The sequence below is a fragment of the Mesorhizobium loti genome (assembly GCA_014189435.1).
GTDB classification, from domain to species: domain Bacteria; phylum Pseudomonadota; class Alphaproteobacteria; order Rhizobiales; family Rhizobiaceae; genus Mesorhizobium; species Mesorhizobium loti_G.
In genome coordinates this window covers 7108332-7124497 of the sequence record CP050293.1, presented here as the reverse complement: position 1 = coordinate 7124497, position 16166 = coordinate 7108332, and the positions used below count along the sequence as shown (strand labels likewise).

The 16166-nt window shown below is 64.1% G+C and carries 17 protein-coding genes and 1 riboswitch; of the genes, 7 read left to right on the top strand and 10 right to left on the bottom strand.

Annotated features, from left to right (window positions below; genetic code table 11):
- Nucleotides 1-78: 78 nt before the first annotated feature.
- Both HB777_34285 and HB777_34280 read right to left on the bottom strand, forming a co-directional pair.
- Nucleotides 79-1026, bottom strand: a complete 948-nt coding sequence (locus HB777_34285) for an aldo/keto reductase (protein ID QND68513.1) — start codon at nucleotides 1024-1026, stop codon at nucleotides 79-81.
- A 121-nt stretch (nucleotides 1027-1147) separates the two neighbouring features.
- Nucleotides 1148-1669, bottom strand: a complete 522-nt coding sequence (locus HB777_34280; GenBank protein ID QND68512.1) for a gamma-glutamylcyclotransferase — start codon at nucleotides 1667-1669, stop codon at nucleotides 1148-1150.
- A gap of 150 nt (nucleotides 1670-1819) precedes the next feature.
- Here HB777_34280 and HB777_34275 point away from each other — a divergent pair, with 150 nt between their 5' ends.
- Both HB777_34275 and HB777_34270 read left to right on the top strand, forming a co-directional pair.
- On the top strand, nucleotides 1820-2818 hold the full coding sequence (locus HB777_34275; protein ID QND68511.1) for a DUF2125 domain-containing protein: 999 nt from the start codon (nucleotides 1820-1822) through the stop codon (nucleotides 2816-2818).
- Between the two features lie 7 nt (nucleotides 2819-2825).
- A complete protein-coding gene (locus tag HB777_34270) occupies nucleotides 2826-3752 on the top strand; it encodes a sugar kinase (protein ID QND68510.1) in 927 nt (308 codons plus the stop codon).
- Nucleotides 3753-3763: 11 nt separating this feature from the next.
- On the opposite strand, the gene HB777_34265 is transcribed toward HB777_34270, so the two are convergent.
- Complete coding sequence (locus HB777_34265) at nucleotides 3764-4687, bottom strand: prephenate/arogenate dehydrogenase family protein (protein QND68509.1); 924 nt, start codon at nucleotides 4685-4687, stop codon at nucleotides 3764-3766.
- A gap of 18 nt (nucleotides 4688-4705) precedes the next feature.
- On the bottom strand, nucleotides 4706-5815 hold the full coding sequence (locus HB777_34260; protein ID QND68508.1) for a histidinol-phosphate transaminase: 1110 nt from the start codon (nucleotides 5813-5815) through the stop codon (nucleotides 4706-4708).
- 136 nt (nucleotides 5816-5951) lie between these two features.
- A riboswitch (SAM riboswitch) is annotated at nucleotides 5952-6029 on the top strand.
- A 114-nt stretch (nucleotides 6030-6143) separates the two neighbouring features.
- On the opposite strand from HB777_34260, the gene HB777_34255 reads away from it, so the two are divergent.
- Both HB777_34255 and metW read left to right on the top strand, forming a co-directional pair.
- Nucleotides 6144-7313 carry a homoserine O-acetyltransferase gene (locus HB777_34255; protein ID QND68507.1) on the top strand — a complete coding sequence of 390 codons (1170 nt, stop codon included), beginning with the start codon at nucleotides 6144-6146 and terminating at the stop codon, nucleotides 7311-7313.
- On the top strand, nucleotides 7310-7924 hold the full coding sequence (gene metW, locus HB777_34250) for a methionine biosynthesis protein MetW (GenBank protein ID QND68506.1): 615 nt from the start codon (nucleotides 7310-7312) through the stop codon (nucleotides 7922-7924). The genes HB777_34255 and metW overlap by 4 nt, the downstream gene beginning before the upstream one ends.
- Before the next feature lie 10 nt (nucleotides 7925-7934).
- On the opposite strand, the gene HB777_34245 is transcribed toward metW, so the two are convergent.
- Entirely contained in the window at nucleotides 7935-8255 is a 321-nt protein-coding gene (locus HB777_34245; protein QND68505.1) for a DUF1330 domain-containing protein, read from the bottom strand.
- 366 nt (nucleotides 8256-8621) lie between these two features.
- Here HB777_34245 and HB777_34240 point away from each other — a divergent pair, with 366 nt between their 5' ends.
- Nucleotides 8622-9554, top strand: coding sequence for a glycosyltransferase family 2 protein (locus tag HB777_34240; GenBank protein QND68504.1), 933 nt, complete (start codon nucleotides 8622-8624; stop codon nucleotides 9552-9554).
- Between the two features lie 24 nt (nucleotides 9555-9578).
- On the opposite strand, the gene HB777_34235 is transcribed toward HB777_34240, so the two are convergent.
- From HB777_34235 to HB777_34225, 3 genes are all read right to left on the bottom strand, one after another.
- Nucleotides 9579-10382, bottom strand: coding sequence for a DUF1194 domain-containing protein (locus tag HB777_34235; GenBank protein ID QND68503.1), 804 nt, complete (start codon nucleotides 10380-10382; stop codon nucleotides 9579-9581).
- Between the two features lie 86 nt (nucleotides 10383-10468).
- On the bottom strand, nucleotides 10469-12295 hold the full coding sequence (locus tag HB777_34230) for an ABC transporter ATP-binding protein/permease (protein ID QND68502.1): 1827 nt from the start codon (nucleotides 12293-12295) through the stop codon (nucleotides 10469-10471).
- A gap of 139 nt (nucleotides 12296-12434) precedes the next feature.
- On the bottom strand, nucleotides 12435-13223 hold the full coding sequence (locus tag HB777_34225; GenBank protein ID QND68501.1) for a class I SAM-dependent methyltransferase: 789 nt from the start codon (nucleotides 13221-13223) through the stop codon (nucleotides 12435-12437).
- 138 nt (nucleotides 13224-13361) lie between these two features.
- On the opposite strand from HB777_34225, the gene gloB reads away from it, so the two are divergent.
- Together gloB and HB777_34215 are read left to right on the top strand one after the other, a co-directional pair.
- Nucleotides 13362-14129, top strand: a complete 768-nt coding sequence (gene gloB / locus HB777_34220; GenBank protein QND68500.1) for a hydroxyacylglutathione hydrolase — start codon at nucleotides 13362-13364, stop codon at nucleotides 14127-14129.
- A gap of 19 nt (nucleotides 14130-14148) precedes the next feature.
- Nucleotides 14149-14577 (top strand): cupin domain-containing protein, encoded by a 429-nt coding sequence (locus HB777_34215; GenBank protein ID QND68499.1) that lies wholly within the window; start codon nucleotides 14149-14151, stop codon nucleotides 14575-14577.
- On the opposite strand, the gene HB777_34210 is transcribed toward HB777_34215, so the two are convergent.
- Nucleotides 14574-15248 carry a lysoplasmalogenase gene (locus HB777_34210; protein ID QND68498.1) on the bottom strand — a complete coding sequence of 225 codons (675 nt, stop codon included), beginning with the start codon at nucleotides 15246-15248 and terminating at the stop codon, nucleotides 14574-14576. The two genes, HB777_34215 and HB777_34210, sit on opposite strands and share 4 nt — an antisense overlap.
- Complete coding sequence (locus tag HB777_34205) at nucleotides 15245-16159, bottom strand: EamA family transporter (GenBank protein QND68497.1); 915 nt, start codon at nucleotides 16157-16159, stop codon at nucleotides 15245-15247. The genes HB777_34210 and HB777_34205 overlap by 4 nt, the downstream gene beginning before the upstream one ends.
- Nucleotides 16160-16166: the final 7 nt, after the last annotated feature.

Below are 16166 nucleotides of genomic sequence, written 5' to 3'. Positions count from 1 at the left end.
GCCCCGTGCGAAGGAGGCTATGGCAAGACAGGAGGGTCGTCTTGGACGTTCGTGCGAGGCGCGCGGCCGCCGAAAACCTCAGTCGCTCGCCCTGTCGAGTTCGGCCATGTCGGCGGCGCTCAGTTTCAGCGACGCCGCCTTGATCAGGCTGTCCATCTGCTCGGGCTTGGTCGCACTGGCGATCGGTGCGGTGACACCTGGCCGCGCGATAACCCAGGCAAGCGCCACCTCAGCCTGCTTGGCCGAATGCCTTGATGAAACCGCGTCGAGGGCTGCAAGGATGCGTATGCCGCGCGCATTGAGGTAGTCCTTCACCCCGCCGCCACGCGGGCTTTGGCCGAGATCGGCCTCGCTGCGGTATTTGCCGCTGAGAAAACCCTTGGCCAGGCTGAAATAGGTGATGACGCCGATGTCCTCGGCCACGCACAGATCGCGCAGCGGCCCGTCAAAGGACGAGCGATCGTAGAGATTGTATTCCGGCTGCAGCACCTCGTAGCGCGGCAGGCTGCGCAGGCTCGCCACATCGAGTGCCGCGCGCAGCTGGCCGGCGTCGAGGTTCGAGCAGCCGGCATAGCGGATCTTGCCCTTGGCGAGCAGCTTCTCGTAGGCACCAAGGGTTTCCTCATAGGGCGTCGTCGGGTCCGGCCAGTGCGACAGATAGAGATCTATGACATCGATCTGCAGCCGCTTCAGCGACGCGTCGACGGCCTTTTCGATGTATGCCGCGGACAGGTCCTTGTGGCCCTGCCCCATATCCGAACCGACCTTGGTGATCACCACGACCTTGTCACGATTGCCACGGTCCTTCATCCACTTGCCGATGATGCTTTCCGACTCACCGCCCTTGTGGCCGGAGACCCAGCGCGAATAAGCGTCCGCCGTATCGATGGCGTTGAGGCCGGCGCCGACGAAACGGTCGAGCAGGTCGAACGAGGTTTTCTCGTCGGCGGTCCAGCCGAAGACATTGCCGCCCAGGACCAGCGGCGCGATGGACAGGTCGGTGCGACCGAGACGGCGTTTCTGCAAGGCGGATCTCCGGGATGATTGGGGCGGGCGAATGGCGCCCGCAGGCTGAGGTTCAGGGCCTAACCTAGGTCTTGCCTGATCGAGGTCAAAGGCCTGGCCGCCTTTTTCCGCAGAGCCAGCTTCACAAAGGCGCGACCTGCCGGGCGACATCCTCCAGCCAGTGGTCGCTTATGCCCAGCGCCTTGAGATGCTCCAGCGTGCTGAGCACATAGTCCTCGTTGTTGCCGGACTGGCCGACCGCGCCGCGCACCACGGCCGCCGCATCCACCGCGTGGAGTGCGCCGGCATATTGCTCATGCTGGCGGTCGACGATGTAGGCCACCGCATCGACCGTGCCCCCACCGTCGAGGCGAACCTTGAGCATGCGCTCGAGATAGACTGATGTGACCAGTTCACGCTCGCGCAGATAGGTGATGACCTCGTCGCGCAAGTCGCCGGGAACGCGGAATGCCAGGCCGATGCAGGAGCCGCCACGATCGAGGCCGAGCACCAGCCCCGGCCGCTGACGCGTGCCGCGATGCACGAAGGAATAGACGCAGAGCGACCGGCGGTAGCCATGCAGGCGCGCGCGCTGGGTCTCGACATGCGCGAAACCCGGCCGCCAGATCAGCGAACCATAGCCAAACACCCAAAAATCGCCCATATCGCCGCGCCTGATTGCAAAAGAGTGGCAGCACCACAGGGAATCGGTGTTTTTTCCGCCCGTCTCTGTCTACCTATCCGTCTCTGTCTACTGTTGTTGGCGGAATCGACTGTCCGCTCGCAACACCCATGCGTTAACGAGAGCCAAAGCATGACGTCAAGTGACGAACGCCAGCCAAGTAACCGTCGCCGCCTGTTCTGGCTTGCAGCGTTCATCGTCGTGCTGTTCGCCATCTACAGCGGCGGCTGGTTCTATCTGGCTGACCGGGTGAGGAGCGAGGCCGACAAGGCGGTCGCCACGCTGAACAAGACCGGCGTCGAGGCCGGCTGCGCCAATCTCCAGGTCAGCGGCTATCCCCTGAGCTTTACCGTCTCCTGCGACAACCTGGCCTACGAGGACGATGCCAGGAACATCGCCGCTTCGGCAGGCAGCTTCAACGCAGCCGCCCAGATCATCCAGCCTCTGTCGCCGGTAGCCAATCTGCGCGGTCCGCTCAGGACCTCCGTTCCGGACATGATGCCGCTGTGGATCGACTGGGACAATCTGCAGGCCAACGTCAAATTGTGGTGGCCGCTGCCGCAGCGGATTTCTCTGGAGGCGGAGGGCCTGTCAGGCCAGACCGATCCGGCCGACGACACCGATCCGGTGCAACTGTTCAGCGCCGGCAAGGCATCAGGTCAGTTGCAGCCGAATGGCAAAGACATCGACTATGTCGGCAGCTTTGGCGATCTCGAGATCGACCCTGACGCGATCGGCGGGCGCGTGCTGCCGGCGCTCGACGCCAGCGGCGACGTCACGCTGAAGAACGGCGTCGCGTTGATTGGCACGCAGGTGAAGAGCCTGCGCGGCCAGGCGATCGAAATCCGTAACCTCGATTTGTCGTCGGGGACGGCACGCATCACTGTTTCGGGACCGCTCTCGGTTGATGCCGAGGGCCTGGTCAGCGCCGATCTGATGATCAGGCTGAAGGACCCGAAGGCGGTGGCGGCCATCCTGGGCGCCGCCATACCGGAGCAGAAAAGCCAGATCGAGCAGGGCTTTGCTGCCCTGGCGGTGCTCGGCAACGAACCGTCGATGCCACTGAAGGTGGTCAAGGGCAAGGCCTCGCTCGGCTTCATTCCGCTCGGCAAGATCAAGCCGGTGGAATAGCGCTGCCATGGCAAGACCCGTTAAGCTGCTGAGTGTTGGCGCGCTGACGCTGGACACCATCCTGCGTGTCGAGACGCTGCCCGTGCATCAGGGCAAGTTCATCGCCTCCGACGGCGTCCAGATCGCCTCGGGCATGGCCACGAGCGCTGCCTGCGCCGCCCACCGCCTGGGCGCCGAGGTATCGCTGTGGGCGAGTGCCGGCGACGATGCCGTCGCCGACCAGCTCATCGCCGGCATCGAGGCCGAAGGCGTCGATTGCACCTTTGTGCGCCGCGTCAGCGGCGCCCGCTCGGCGCTGGCCTCGATCCTGGTCGACGCGCATGGCGAGCGAATCATCGTGCCGTTCTATGACCGGCTTGCCCAGGCCGATCCCGAAGCCTTGCCGGTCGCCGACCTAATGGCATTCGACGCCGTGCTGGTCGATGTCCGCTGGCCAGGTGCGGCGGCACTTGCCCTGAAGGCGGCGCGCGCCGGTGGCCGTCCGGCGATCCTCGATGCCGACACCGCACCGCTGGAGGTCTTGGAGCAGCTGTTGCCGCTCGCCACGCACATCGTCGCTTCGGAGCCGGCGGCGCGCATTGTCTGCGGCCAGGCGCTCGATCCGGAAACGGCTTGCGCCGATCTTGCCAGCCGTACCGACGCCTTTGTCGCGGTGACCGGCGGCGCGGCGGGCAGTTGGTGGCACGACCGTTCCGCAGGCTGTGTGCGCCATGTCGCGGCGCCGAGGATCAAGGCGGTGGATACGCTCGCCGCCGGCGATGTCTTCCACGGCGCCTTCGCCGTCGGGCTGGCGGAAGCCATGCCGGTCGAGCAGGCTTTGCGCTTTGCCAGTGCGGCCGCCGCGCTCAAATGCCTGCGCTTCGGCGGCAGGCTGGGCGCGCCGGACCGCGCCGAGACGCTGGCGATGATGGCGAGTCACTGGCCGGCAGGCTAAGCCGAATCGGCCTAGCTCTTTGCCGGATGTTCCACGGCCTGACGGCCGAAGTCGGGCACGTCGATGTCCTGGCCGGCTTCGATAATCGAGCGCCGCACGGCGCGGGTGCGGGTGAACAGGTCGAAGAGTTTTTCGCCGTCGCCCCAGCGGATCGCGCGTTGCAGCGACGCTAGATCTTCCGAAAACCGCGCCAGCATTTCGAGGATGGCGTCCTTGTTGTGCAGGCACACATCCCGCCACATGGTCGGGTCGGAAGCGGCAAGGCGGGTGAAGTCGCGAAAACCCGAAGCCGAATATTTGATCACTTCGGACTTGGTCACCGACTGCAGATCATCGGCGGTGCCGACGATGTTGTAGGCGATGATGTGCGGCAAATGCGAGACGATGGCCAGCGTCATGTCGTGATGCTGGGGATCCATCGTGTCGATGTTGGCGCCGCAGCGCCGCCAGAATTCCGACAGCCTCTCCAGCGCGGCCGGGTCGGTGTCGGGCACCGGCGTGAAGATGCACCAGCGATTGTCGAACAGGTCGGCGAACCCGGCATCGGGGCCGGATTTTTCCGTGCCGGCCAGCGGGTGACCGGGAATGAAATGGACGCCGGCTGGCACATAAGGCTGCATCTGGGCGATGACCGATGCTTTGGTCGAGCCGACATCGGTGAGGATCGCGCCCGGCTTCAGCGCCGGCGCGATTTCCTCGGCCACTGCGCCGGATGAGCCGACCGGCACCGAGACGATGACCAGATCGGCATCGCGGACCGCCTCTCTCGCGTCGGTGGTGTAGCTATCACCCAACCCAAGCTCCTCAGCCCGCGCCAGCGTCGCGGCACTGCGCGTCGAGATGGCAACGTGGCGGGCCAGTCCCTCGCGGCGGATGACGCGGGCCAGCGACGAGCCGATCAGGCCGATGCCGACCAGCGCGATCTTTTCAAACATCGGTGATGTCATGGTGTTCTAGCTTTTCAGGAATGTCGTGAGAGCGGCGACAACGCCGCGATTGGCCTCTTCTGTGCCGACGGTCATGCGCAGCGCGTTGGGAAAGCCGTAGCCGGAAACGCGCCGCAATATATAGCCGCGCGCCGTCAGATAGTCGTCCGCCGCCGCTGCTGAATGCTTCTGGTCCTCGGGAAAATGGATGAGGATGAAATTGCCGACGCTGGGCGTCACCCGCAGCCCGAGCCCGGTCATCTGTTCGCTTAGCCAGGCCAGCCAGGTTTCGTTGTGCGTCACGCTACGCTCGACATGGGCACGGTCGCGGATCGCGGCGATGCCGGCCTCGATCGCAGTCGCATTGACGTTGAAGGGGCCACGCACGCGGTTGATGGCATCGACGATGTGCATCGGCGCGTACATCCAGCCGATCCGCGCGCCGCCAAGGCCGATCTTGGAGAAGGTACGGGTCATCACCACGTTCTGAGCAGCACCGACCAGCTCGATGCCGGCTTCATAATCGTTGCGGCGGACATATTCGGCATAAGCCGCGTCGAGCACCAGAAGCACGTTCGTCGGCAGTGCGGCATGTAGGCGCCGCACCTCCTGGAACGGCACATAGGTGCCGGTCGGGTTGTTGGGATTGGCCAGGAACACGATCCGGGTAGCGGGCGTGACGGCGGCCAGGATGGCGTCGATATCGGCGCGCTCGTCTGTTTCCTTGATCGTCACCGGAACGGCGCCCGCCGACTGGATGTAGATCTTATAGACCATGAAGGCGTGTTCGGTGATGACGGCCTCATCGCCGGGCGCCAGATAGGTCTGTGCCAGCAGGCCGAGTATCTCGTCGGAGCCATTGGAACAAATGATGTTCTGTGGGTTGAGGCCATGCACCTCGGCGATCGCTTCGCGCAGCCGCCTGGCGGTGCCATCGGGATAGATGTCGAGCTTGCCGGCAATCTCGCGCGCGGCTTCGATCGCCTTCGGTGAGGGACCGAGCGGGTTCTCGTTCGATGACAGCTTGTAGACCTTGGCGACGCCAGCAGGCGCCGTGCTCTTGCCCGGCACATAGGCGTCGATGTCCATGATGCCCGCGCGCGGGGTTGGACGTGCCTTGTCCGGTGTCTGGCTCATGTCGCAAAATCCGTCGAGAACGCTTCCTGAGGGAAGCCGCAGCGGAAATACAAGCCACGGCCCCCAATGTCGAGAGGAGACCCCTCTGGACAAAGGCGGGCCGTTGACGCCGGCGCGCCACGGTCCTAGAAGGAGTGCGAACTTCCGTGGTGATTTGGCCGGTCGGCTTGCAGCCACGTTAAACAACTTGCTAAAGGGCCGTTTGCATCCTGTAACCGGCTTTGCGACTGCAATGCCGGTTTTTTGTTGTCCGCGCCGGCCGGACACCCATATCGGCATCGATTTTCGAAAAGCGCGATGCATGGGCTCAAAGTGTGAGATGGATGTCATGGCCGTTCTGCGCGCCCGCAAAACCAACAACGAGGCCGACCAGCCGTCGAGCCCGGTTTTGCGTTTTGGCTCCGACAAACCGCTCAAGCTGGATGCCGGCACGCTGCTGTCGCCGTTCCAGATCGCCTACCAGACCTATGGCACGCTGAACGACGCCCGCTCCAACGCCATCCTCGTCTGCCACGCGTTGACCGGCGACCAGCACGTCGCCAGCACCAATCCGGTGACCGGCAAGCCGGGCTGGTGGGAGGTGCTGATCGGGCCCGGCAAGATCATCGACACCAACCGCTTCTTCGTCATCTGTTCCAACGTCATCGGCGGTTGTCTTGGGTCCACCGGACCAGCCTCGACCAACCCCGCCACCGGCAAGCCCTATGGGCTCGACCTGCCCATCATCACCATCCGCGACATGGTGCGCGCCCAGCAGATGCTGATCGACCATTTCGGCATCGAGAAGCTGTTTTGCGTGCTCGGCGGCTCGATGGGCGGCATGCAGGTGCTGGAATGGGCGTCGAGCTATCCGGAGCGCGTCTTCTCGGCGCTGCCGATCGCCACCGGCGCGCGCCATTCCTCGCAGAACATCGCCTTCCACGAGGTCGGCCGGCAGGCTGTCATGGCCGATCCGGACTGGCATGGCGGCAAATATTTCGAGCACGGCAAACGCCCGGAAAAGGGCCTGGCGGTGGCGCGCATGGCCGCCCACATCACCTATCTGTCGGAAGCCGCCCTGCACCGGAAATTCGGCCGCAATCTGCAGGATCGCGAAGCGCTGACCTTCGGCTTCGATGCCGACTTCCAGATCGAAAGCTATCTGCGCCACCAGGGCATGACCTTCGTCGATCGCTTCGACGCCAATTCCTACCTCTACATGACGCGGTCGATGGACTATTTCGACCTCGCCGCCGACCATGGCGGCCGGTTGGCCGATGCCTTTGCCGGCACCAAAACCCGCTTCTGCCTGGTGTCCTTCACAAGCGATTGGCTATTCCCGACCGAGGAGAGCCGCTCGATCGTGCACGCACTCAACGCGGCCGGCGCATCGGTATCCTTCGTCGAGATCGAGACCGACCGCGGCCACGATGCCTTCCTGCTTGACGAGCCGGAACTGTTTGCCGCCATCAACGGCTTCATCGGCTCGGCTGCCCGGGCGAGAGGATTGAGCCTATGAGTGTCAACCGCGACCAGCGCGTCGACCTCGAAGTCGTCGCCAACCTCATCCCGCCGCAGTCGCGCGTGCTAGACGTCGGCTCGGGCGACGGCTCGCTGCTCGAATTGCTGCAGGACACCAAGCAGGTCGACGGCCGTGGACTTGAGCTGTCGCAGCGCGGCGTCAACGAATGCGTGGCGCGCGGCCTCTCGGTCATCCAGGGCGATGCCGACAAGGACCTCGAATTCTATCCCGACAAGGGTTTTGACTTCGTCGTCCTGTCGCAGACGCTGCAGGCCACCCGCAACCCGAAGCTGGTGCTCGACGAACTGCTCAGGATCGGCAATCGCGCCATCGTGTCCTTCCCCAATTTCGGCCATTGGCGGGTGCGCCTGTCGCTGTTCATCCAGGGCCGCATGCCGGTGACCAAGGACCTGCCCTATTCCTGGTACGACACGCCCAACATCCACTTCTGCACCATCCGCGACTTCGTCAATCTCTGCGACGAGCTCGGTGCGACAGTCGAGAAGGCAACCGCACTCGACGCCAATGGCCAGAAGATCGGCCTGTCGATGCCGTGGTGGTTCTGGAATTTCTTCGGCCAGCAGGCAGTGTTCTTGCTGAAGCGGTAAGCGCCGCCCGCTATTCCAGGACATCCGTCGCCTTGTGCGGATGTTCGACGCCGTCGGCGAACACCACGTCGGCTTCCGAATTGTCCGTGCGCAGCGTCAGTATGGCCTGGTAGGCCCGCGAATTGTACCAGCCACGCACATGCTCTCTGTCGGGGAATTCGATGATGATCAGATGGCCTGGCCAGCTGTTCTCGATCACCTCCACATCGCCGCCATGAACCAGAAAACGGCCGCCGAAAGGTTCCAGTGTGGCATCGATCCCGTGCAGATATTCGACGATCTGCGGACCCATTGTGGCTTGGCGCATATGGGCAACGGCGTAGGCGGTCATGACTGTACTCCCTTGTCGTCGAAGCCGAGTTGCCGGCCTCGCAAGGGCAATCTGAACAAACGACGAGCGCAAAGCGATTACGTCTGAAGTAATGAAGTGCATGCTATGCTGTCACGGTGGGTCGCTTCCATGGTGATTCGCAAGTGCTCCGCGCGGTAGTGCTGTTGCAATTGGAACGCTAGCAACCGGAATTCGTTATCTCGCGCGGGTTGCGTGCTGGCGCAGTGGGTGACATGGGAAGCTGGTTTTCGTAACGTCGCGTCGATGACGATGACCGGAAAGGAAAGTCCGATCCATTCGACCGTTCTGAAAATCGAAAAGTCCTGGACAGACACGCAACTCTGCGCAGGAAACGGCTGACACGACATGGCCGGGATCGATCCAACACCTCTCATCACGGTCATAACGCCGACTCACAATCGGCGGGAAGCGGTATTGCGCGCTGTCGAAAGCGTACTTTCCCAGAGCATGTCGAGGCTCGAGCATATTGTCGTCGATGACGGCTCGACCGATGGAACCGAGGCGGCGCTCGCCCGCATTCGCGACCCGCGGCTGATCTATGTCGGCGCAAAATGGCGGGGCGCCAATGCCGCACGCAATGCCGGCATCGAGCGGGCGCGGGCGCCGGTGGTGACATTCCTCGATTCCGACGATGTCTATCTGCCGCATCGGCTTGAGCGCACCCTGGCCTGGTTCGACGCCGATCCGGGGCTCGAAGTGCTGATCAGCTCATATGTCTCCCTGAAGGGCGGACGCGCCACCAATTGCATCAATCGTGACGCGTTTCTCAACCCGGCCACGCTGGAGCGAACGCTGGTCGCGGAGACGATCTTGATCGCGGGATCGGCGATAACAGCTCGCCGCGAGGCCTTGCTGGCCATCGGCGGCTACGACAGCGACATCACCCGGATGCAGGATCGCGAATTGCTGCTGCGCCTCGCCCGGCGCTACGGCGCACAATTGTCCCAGAACATCGACTGGACAAAGTACAATTCGGCAAACTCGATTTCGCGACGCCGCCGCGGCTATGTCGAAGCCTATGCGGACCTGATGCGCAAACATCCGAACATTGCCCGCTCTTACCCGCATATTCCGCCCTACATGATCTCGCGACAGATCATTGCCGATATTCTGAAATGCCGGATCCCGGAAGCCTTCTCGGGCTACGTGGCCAACCGTTCGTCGAAAGATCTCGGCTACTCTCTGCCCGAACTGATCAATGGTTATATCTATGGCCGGCGCTGGCGCCGCGACCTCTACGACGAATTTCGGCAGAAGTTCGGCGCCCGCCCGACCTGATACAGGCCCCCAAAAAGCAAAAATTCACCGGTCGAGTTCCGGAAAATACGGATCGGACAGGAACCGCCTGTCCCGCTCGCCTAGCAGACAATCGATCGGCGCGGCCGCGTCGACGGGGATGATTCTCGCCTTGTTCCGGATGCCGCTTACTTCGAGGATCAGCTTACGCCGGATGGCCGTCGAGAATTCGGCCGCCGCATAGATCGGCAGCACGAAGGAGCCGGGTCCTCCGGTCACGCATTGCGCATAATACTGGTCGAGATGGCTGAAGGTTGGCGAGGGGTTGATCAGGATCGGCAGTCCGTTGATGACGATGCCTTTTGCGGTCGCCGCATCACGCGTCGCGGTGACCGGCGGCCCGATATTGTTCGGGCCATCGCCGGAAATATCGATGACGCTGCGCTCGCCGTCGAAAGAAGTGCGATCGAAAAGCTCGGTGCCAAAGGCCAATGCACCGGAAATCGAAGTGCCGCGGAAGCTCCGGAACGGGCGGGCCGCGACCTTGTCGGCAAAGCTGTTGGCGCTCTCGGCGCTGTCGATGATCTGCCAGCCGATGACCGCGTCATCGCGCACCGTGCCGGCCCATTCGAAATAGGTGAGCGCGATGCGGCCCGTGGCGCCGGCGCGAACGGCCCGGATGAAGTCGGGATGCCGCAGCGCCTCGACATAGCCGGCGCGCTGCAGGGCGAACTCCTTCTCGTCCATCGACAGCGAGATGTCGACCGCCAGCACCAGCTCGACGTCCACAGGCAGTGCATCCGTCGGCGACGCGATGGGCGCGGCCTGGGCGCAGGCAAGACAGGCAAGGAGGCGCAGAGCATCAAGCATGGCCGTCGCCAGGGTTGTTTCTCCCGGAGAGCTTCCCTCGCGATCGCGGCAAAATAAAGCTTTGCGCCGGCAATCCGGATATCGGCCTATGTCTTGCGGCGGGCGCCGGCTGGCGGCGGTTCGATAGCACCCGCCCTGATGCGAGCAGGTTTCAGCGCCGGCGCGCCGGAATCCTTGACGATCGTCAACGCGCGCGGAAAGAACTGATTGTTGTGCAGGCCGCGTCCGATATTGAGGATCGCGGCGCCAGGCAAACGATTCTCCAGCATCGACAGCACGCGCCGCAGGGAGGGCCCGTCGAACGCATCCATGGCTTCGTCGATGATCACCCATTTCGGCTGCCGCAAGGCGAGCCTGGCGAAGGCCAGCGAGCGCTGTTCGTCATCGCCCAGTTCGTGATCCCAGCGCCCGGCGCGGTCGAGCGACGACGACAGCCGTTCCAGACCGACTTCGGCAAGCACCGCCGAAATGTCGGCATCGCTCGCCGGCGCAACTCCGTTCGGGTGATCGAGGACCTCGCGCAACGTACCGGCCGGGAAATAGGGGACGCGCGGCACGAATATGAGGGTTTCTCCCTCCGGCAGGCCGATCCGCCCCCTTCCCCATGGCCACAGGCCGGCAATGGCGCGGAAGAACAGCGTCTTGCCGGCGCCCCGGTCGCCGGTGATCATGACGCGCTCGCCGGCACGGATTTCGACATGCTCGTCGGCGAGCCTGGTGCAGCCCTCCGGCGAAGCCACTTCGAGCGTCTCGAAAGTCAGGCTGCCGTTGGCGTTTTGATCAAAGGCGATGCGCTTTTCCGTGTCATGCAGCACATCGGTTTCATCGAGCGCGATGCGGAAGTCGGCAACGCGCATCAGCGTGGCGCGCCAATCGGCGATGCTGCCGATGTTGTTGATGAACCAGCGCAGGGACGAGTGGACCTGGTTGAAGGCGCCGACCGCCATCATCAGTCCGCCAAAGCTGATATCGCCTGAGAAATAGACCGGCGAGGCGACCAGAATGGGTGCCACGACGGTGATCCAGCCATAGGTGTCGGTCACCCAGGACAGGTTGATCTGGGCGGTGTAGATACGCCGCATGGCGCCCAGCACCGTGCCGAGGTCGAGTTCAAGCCGTCGCCTGGCGTCGGCCTCGCCATGGTACAGCGCAATGGCATCGACATTCTCGTTGACGCGCACCATCGAGGAGCGCAGCTCGGCTTCGCGTGTGTAGCGGTCGCTGTTCAGGCGGATGAGCGGGCGCCCGACCAGCCAACTCAGCCAGGAGGCGATGCCGGCATAGAGGATGGCGGCCCAGACCATGTAACCCGGTATGGCCAGCGAGGTCCCGCCAATGTGGAACACGAAGCCCGAGGACAGCTGCCACAGCACGCCGACGAAGGACGCGAGCAGGATGCACGACTGCAGCAGGCCGACGCCGAGATCGGTCGACAGGTCGGACAGATGTGCGGCGTCCTGCTGCATGCGCTGGTCGGGATTGACGCCGATGGCGCCGGCATTGGCCAGCCGGAAGGCGCGCGCCGGCCGCATCCACTGGTCGATCAGGTCCAGCGTCAGCGCCTCGCGCAGCTTGAGCCTGATCATCTGGTTGAGCCAGGTCTGGCCGATGTTGAGCACCAGCAGCCCGCCGGCGATCATTGCAAAGACGAGAAGCTGGTGCACGAACGCCGCCATGTCGCGGCGCGCAAGCGCATCGTAGAAAGGCTGATTCCAGCGGTTGAGCAGAACCTGGCCGATCGACGTTGCGATGATCACGGCCATGATGCCGACCGATGTCCACAGCAACCACTTGCGAACCGGCGATCCCGCCAGCGCCCGCCTGATCGTCGCCACCTGATCGCTCAGGCTGCTGGCTTCGACCGCCACGGCAACCGGCTGAGCGGCGGCAGCATTGTCCGGTTGATCAGCCATGGCCGAGGTCCTTGCGTTCAGTGCTGAAACCGGTTGGAGAGACTTGAAGGCATCCGTCGTTCAAATGGGCTGCCAAATGGGCTGTCAGTCCACTTGCGACAGATAGGCAGGGAAAAGCCACCAGGCACTCTTGCCGTGATCACGAAGCCGTCACCCGCGCAACCGATGGCTTGGCATCCCCGGCCTCATTGCGACGGCCAAGCCGGGTGGCGCCATGCGGCGACAGCACCGGCACGAAGACACGGCGCGAGGCGCGCTGGGCGACCGGTACGCCTTGATAAAGCCGCTTCTGCGCCTCGACGACGATGACCCCGGAGAAGATCGGCCACAGCCGCCGGCCGGCGCGCTCCAGCACATTGTGGAACCGCATCATGAAACGGCGCCGCGATGGCGGAAAGAACAGCGCATCGGACCAGGCGGCGGGCGTGAAATTCGCCTCGCGCAGCAGTTCGGTGAGCTGGCCGCGCGAGAAAGGCCGGCCATTGCCGAACGGCGTGTGCTCGAAGCGCGCCCAGACACCACGCCGGTTGGGCACGACGATGACCACGCGCCCGGCCGGCGACAGCACACGCCAGATCTCGTTCAGCGTCTCACGCGGGTTCTCGACATGTTCGAGCGAATGGACGAGCAGCATGCGGTCGATGCAGGAATCGACCAGCGGCAGTTCCTCGTCGAAGACCAGTGCCGTGGCGGTCGGCCCTGTCGCCGGCCACACTACGGCGCCTTGCGTTGCCGGCATGAAGGCGAAGACCCGCTCGGCGTCGGTGCCGAACCGCTCCAGCCAGGGCAAAGTGTAACCCAGACCAACCAGCCGCTCGTTGGGCACCGCTGCCCATATCGACGACAACGCCATGGTGATCGAACGCTCGGCGAACCGGCCGAGCGTTGTCGAATAGAAGGAGCGAAGATCGACGATGTCGGAATGCATGGCAGGGATGTAGCCGCGATATCGGCTGGTTTCAACAAAAGGCCTCGATGAGCCCGACATTCCGGGAATGACATCGACATCCCGGGATGACATCCGCGCGCCAGCGCCCTATGTGTGCCGCGACAATGGAGAGATGCGATGCCGGTCGAAATCGAACAGTTCATGTGCCGCAGCGACAATTTCGGCGTGCTGGTGCATGATCCCAAAAGCGGCCAGACCGCGATCATCGACGCGCCCGAGGAGGCACCGATCCTGGCCGCGCTCGAGCGCACCGGCTGGACGCCGACGATGATCCTGACCACGCATCACCATGTCGATCACGTCCAGGCCAATCTGGCGCTGAAGGAGCGCTTCAAATTACGCATCGTCGGCCCGGAAGCGGAGAAGGCCAAGATTCCCGGCATCGACGAAACCGTCGAAGACGGCTCGGTTCTCCATCTTGGCGATGAAAAGATCGAAGTGATCGCCACGCCCGGCCACACCGCGGGCCACGTTTCATACTATTTGCCGGCTTCGAGTGTGGCGTTCACCGCCGACACGCTGTTTGCGCTGGGCTGCGGGCGGCTGTTCGAATGCAAGCCGCCGGTGATGTATGATTCGCTGAAGAAGCTGGCTGCACTTCCGGCTGAAACGGTCATCTATTGCGGCCACGAATACACGCTCGCCAACGCCCGTTTCGCGCTGACCATCGACCCGACCAATTCAGCGCTGAAGGAACGCGCCGCCAAGATCGAGGCGCTGCGCACCGCCGACAAGCCGACGCTGCCGACGACGATCGGCGAGGAACTGTCGACCAATCCCTTCCTGCGCTGGCACGATCCGGCGATCCGCAAGCATCTTGGGCTCGAGAAAGCTTCGGACGCCGAGGTTTTTGCCGAGATCCGCAAGCGCAAGGACAATTTCTGAACGGGACTGCGTGGAACGAATGACCAGTTCTGCCGAAATCATCGCGACGCTCGGCCTGAAGCCGCATCCGGAAGGCGGCTGGTACGCCGAGACCTTTCGCGATGGCGCCGGCGGTGCGCGCGGCCATTCGACCGCGATCTACTTCCTGCTGGAACAGCATCAGCTTTCGGCCTGGCACCGGGTCAAGGACGCCGCCGAGGTCTGGCACTTCCATGCCGGCGCCCCGCTGGCGCTGGCAATGTGGGAGGAAGGCAGCGCCGTTGTGGAGCAGGTGCTCGGCATCGATCTTGCAGCCGGTGAGCGGCCGCAGATCGTCGTGCCGGCGGGCTGGTGGCAATCGGCGCGCAGCCTGGGAGAGTGGACGTTGGTCGGTTGCACCGTCGCACCGGGCTTCGAGTTTGCCGCCTTCGAACTGGCAGCACCCGGCTGGCAGCCGAAACAACCCTAATTCAGCAGAAAACCCAAGGTGATCGCGAGTTGGGCGGCGTAGTAGAGCGCCCAGACCGCAAAACGCATCCAGGCGCGGTGCGGCGAGATGGCGGCGACCAGGAATTTCTCCGTGGCGAGCAACCCGTCTGATGCCATGAACAGCAGCGCACCACCGATCACCCAGAGGTTGCTTGTCGTCAGCGCCGAGACGCCCATTGCCAGGATCGCAGCGACATAGACGGTAATCGGGACACGCAGGCCGGGGCCGACGCGGCGCCAAAGCGCCGCCAGCATGCCGATCGCGAACACCGCCATGGCGAGCGCAATCGCCCCGCGCCACGATTCGGCGCCAAGCAACTCCAAGCCGCCGCCGCTGCGCAGGAACAGCGCGACATAGACGATGTGGGCGACAAGAAAGCTGGCCAGCCCGCCAAGAAAGGCCTTTTCGCCGTCGCGCGACAGGAAGGCGTCGCCAACGGCGCTGAGCGCGAGCGCAGCAACCAGCAGCAACGGGCCGCCCTGCAGCGCCGCCAGCACGGCAAGCATTGCCACGGCGAGCGTCTTGGCGGCCGAGCGGGCCAGCGTCGGCGGCATGCCAAGCGTGAAGGCATAGATGACCGCCGCCGCCAGCGAAAAGATCAGTGTCGCATTGGCGTTGGCGTCGATGCCGCCCGCAAACGGCATCGTCATGCCCCGGCTCCGCCTTCGGATGCCCGGGCTCCGCTTTCGCTCGCGGCTGGCTTGCGCAGGAACAGCGACTTTGCCGCCAGCGCCGCACCGCCGGTGATCAGCACGCAGGCAGCGAGGATGCGCAGCGACGGCTCGGCGACGCCGGCCGCGATCAGCACCAGCGTCGACAACAGCGGTGCGGCGTAGCTTGCGGCACCCAGCACCTGGATGTTCCCACGCTTGACGCCGATGTCCCAGGCATAGAAGGCAGCACCCACCGGCATCAGGCCAAGCCCAAGCACGGCCAACCACTGGCCGGCGCCGTCAGGCAGAACCGTTTGTTCCAGCGCCAAATGGCAGGCGAGCGACAGCACCGCGGTCGCCGCGCAGAACCAGGTGACGATGCTGGTCGGCACCGACGGGAAGCGCCGCGACAAAAGCGAATAGGACGACCACAGGACCGCACAGACGGCGGCCATGGCATAGCCGAAGGCATAGCGGGCGTCGAAGGCCAGCCCACCGCCCTTGGTGACGATCAGCACCGTGCCGGCAAGGCCGAGCAGCGCGCCGACGACATGGTTCCAGGCCAGCCGTTCGCCCGGCATCAGCGCCGAGCCGAGCACGATCAGCAGCGGCCACAGATAGGCGATCAGGCTCGCCTCCACCGCCGGCGCATTGCGCAGCGCGGTGAAGTAGAAGAAGTGGTAACCGAACAGGCCGGCAATGCCGATCAGCCACACCTGCGGCGGTATCCTCTGGCTCTTGTCGGGCGCCGGCATGAACAGCCGTGCGACGAGCCCGACGCCGGTGCCGATCGAGAAGGTGATTGCCGACAAAAGGAACGGCGGCACTTGGCCCGACGCATCCGTGAGCAACGCCAGCAGCGCCCACATGGCGACCGCCGAAAAGCCGATCAGTGTAGCGCGCCCCATTCTGTCT

What these genes read in the sequence shown, in the direction of transcription:
- HB777_34280 (QND68512.1), bottom strand. Translation starts at nt 1,669, where the DNA reads ATGGGCGATTTTTGGGTGTTTGGCTATGGTTCGCTGATCTGGCGGCCG.
- HB777_34275 (QND68511.1), top strand. Translation starts at nt 1,820, where the DNA reads ATGACGTCAAGTGACGAACGCCAGCCAAGTAACCGTCGCCGCCTGTTC.
- HB777_34270 (QND68510.1), top strand. Translation starts at nt 2,826, where the DNA reads ATGGCAAGACCCGTTAAGCTGCTGAGTGTTGGCGCGCTGACGCTGGAC.
- HB777_34265 (QND68509.1), bottom strand. Translation starts at nt 4,687, where the DNA reads ATGTTTGAAAAGATCGCGCTGGTCGGCATCGGCCTGATCGGCTCGTCG.
- HB777_34260 (QND68508.1), bottom strand. Translation starts at nt 5,815, where the DNA reads ATGAGCCAGACACCGGACAAGGCACGTCCAACCCCGCGCGCGGGCATC.
- HB777_34255 (QND68507.1), top strand. Translation starts at nt 6,144, where the DNA reads ATGGCCGTTCTGCGCGCCCGCAAAACCAACAACGAGGCCGACCAGCCG.
- metW (QND68506.1), top strand. Translation starts at nt 7,310, where the DNA reads ATGAGTGTCAACCGCGACCAGCGCGTCGACCTCGAAGTCGTCGCCAAC.
- HB777_34245 (QND68505.1), bottom strand. Translation starts at nt 8,255, where the DNA reads ATGACCGCCTACGCCGTTGCCCATATGCGCCAAGCCACAATGGGTCCG.
- HB777_34240 (QND68504.1), top strand. Translation starts at nt 8,622, where the DNA reads ATGGCCGGGATCGATCCAACACCTCTCATCACGGTCATAACGCCGACT.
- HB777_34235 (QND68503.1), bottom strand. Translation starts at nt 10,382, where the DNA reads ATGCTTGATGCTCTGCGCCTCCTTGCCTGTCTTGCCTGCGCCCAGGCC.
- HB777_34230 (QND68502.1), bottom strand. Translation starts at nt 12,295, where the DNA reads ATGGCTGATCAACCGGACAATGCTGCCGCCGCTCAGCCGGTTGCCGTG.
- HB777_34225 (QND68501.1), bottom strand. Translation starts at nt 13,223, where the DNA reads ATGCATTCCGACATCGTCGATCTTCGCTCCTTCTATTCGACAACGCTC.
- gloB (QND68500.1), top strand. Translation starts at nt 13,362, where the DNA reads ATGCCGGTCGAAATCGAACAGTTCATGTGCCGCAGCGACAATTTCGGC.
- HB777_34215 (QND68499.1), top strand. Translation starts at nt 14,149, where the DNA reads ATGACCAGTTCTGCCGAAATCATCGCGACGCTCGGCCTGAAGCCGCAT.
- HB777_34210 (QND68498.1), bottom strand. Translation starts at nt 15,248, where the DNA reads ATGACGATGCCGTTTGCGGGCGGCATCGACGCCAACGCCAATGCGACA.
- HB777_34205 (QND68497.1), bottom strand. Translation starts at nt 16,159, where the DNA reads ATGGGGCGCGCTACACTGATCGGCTTTTCGGCGGTCGCCATGTGGGCG.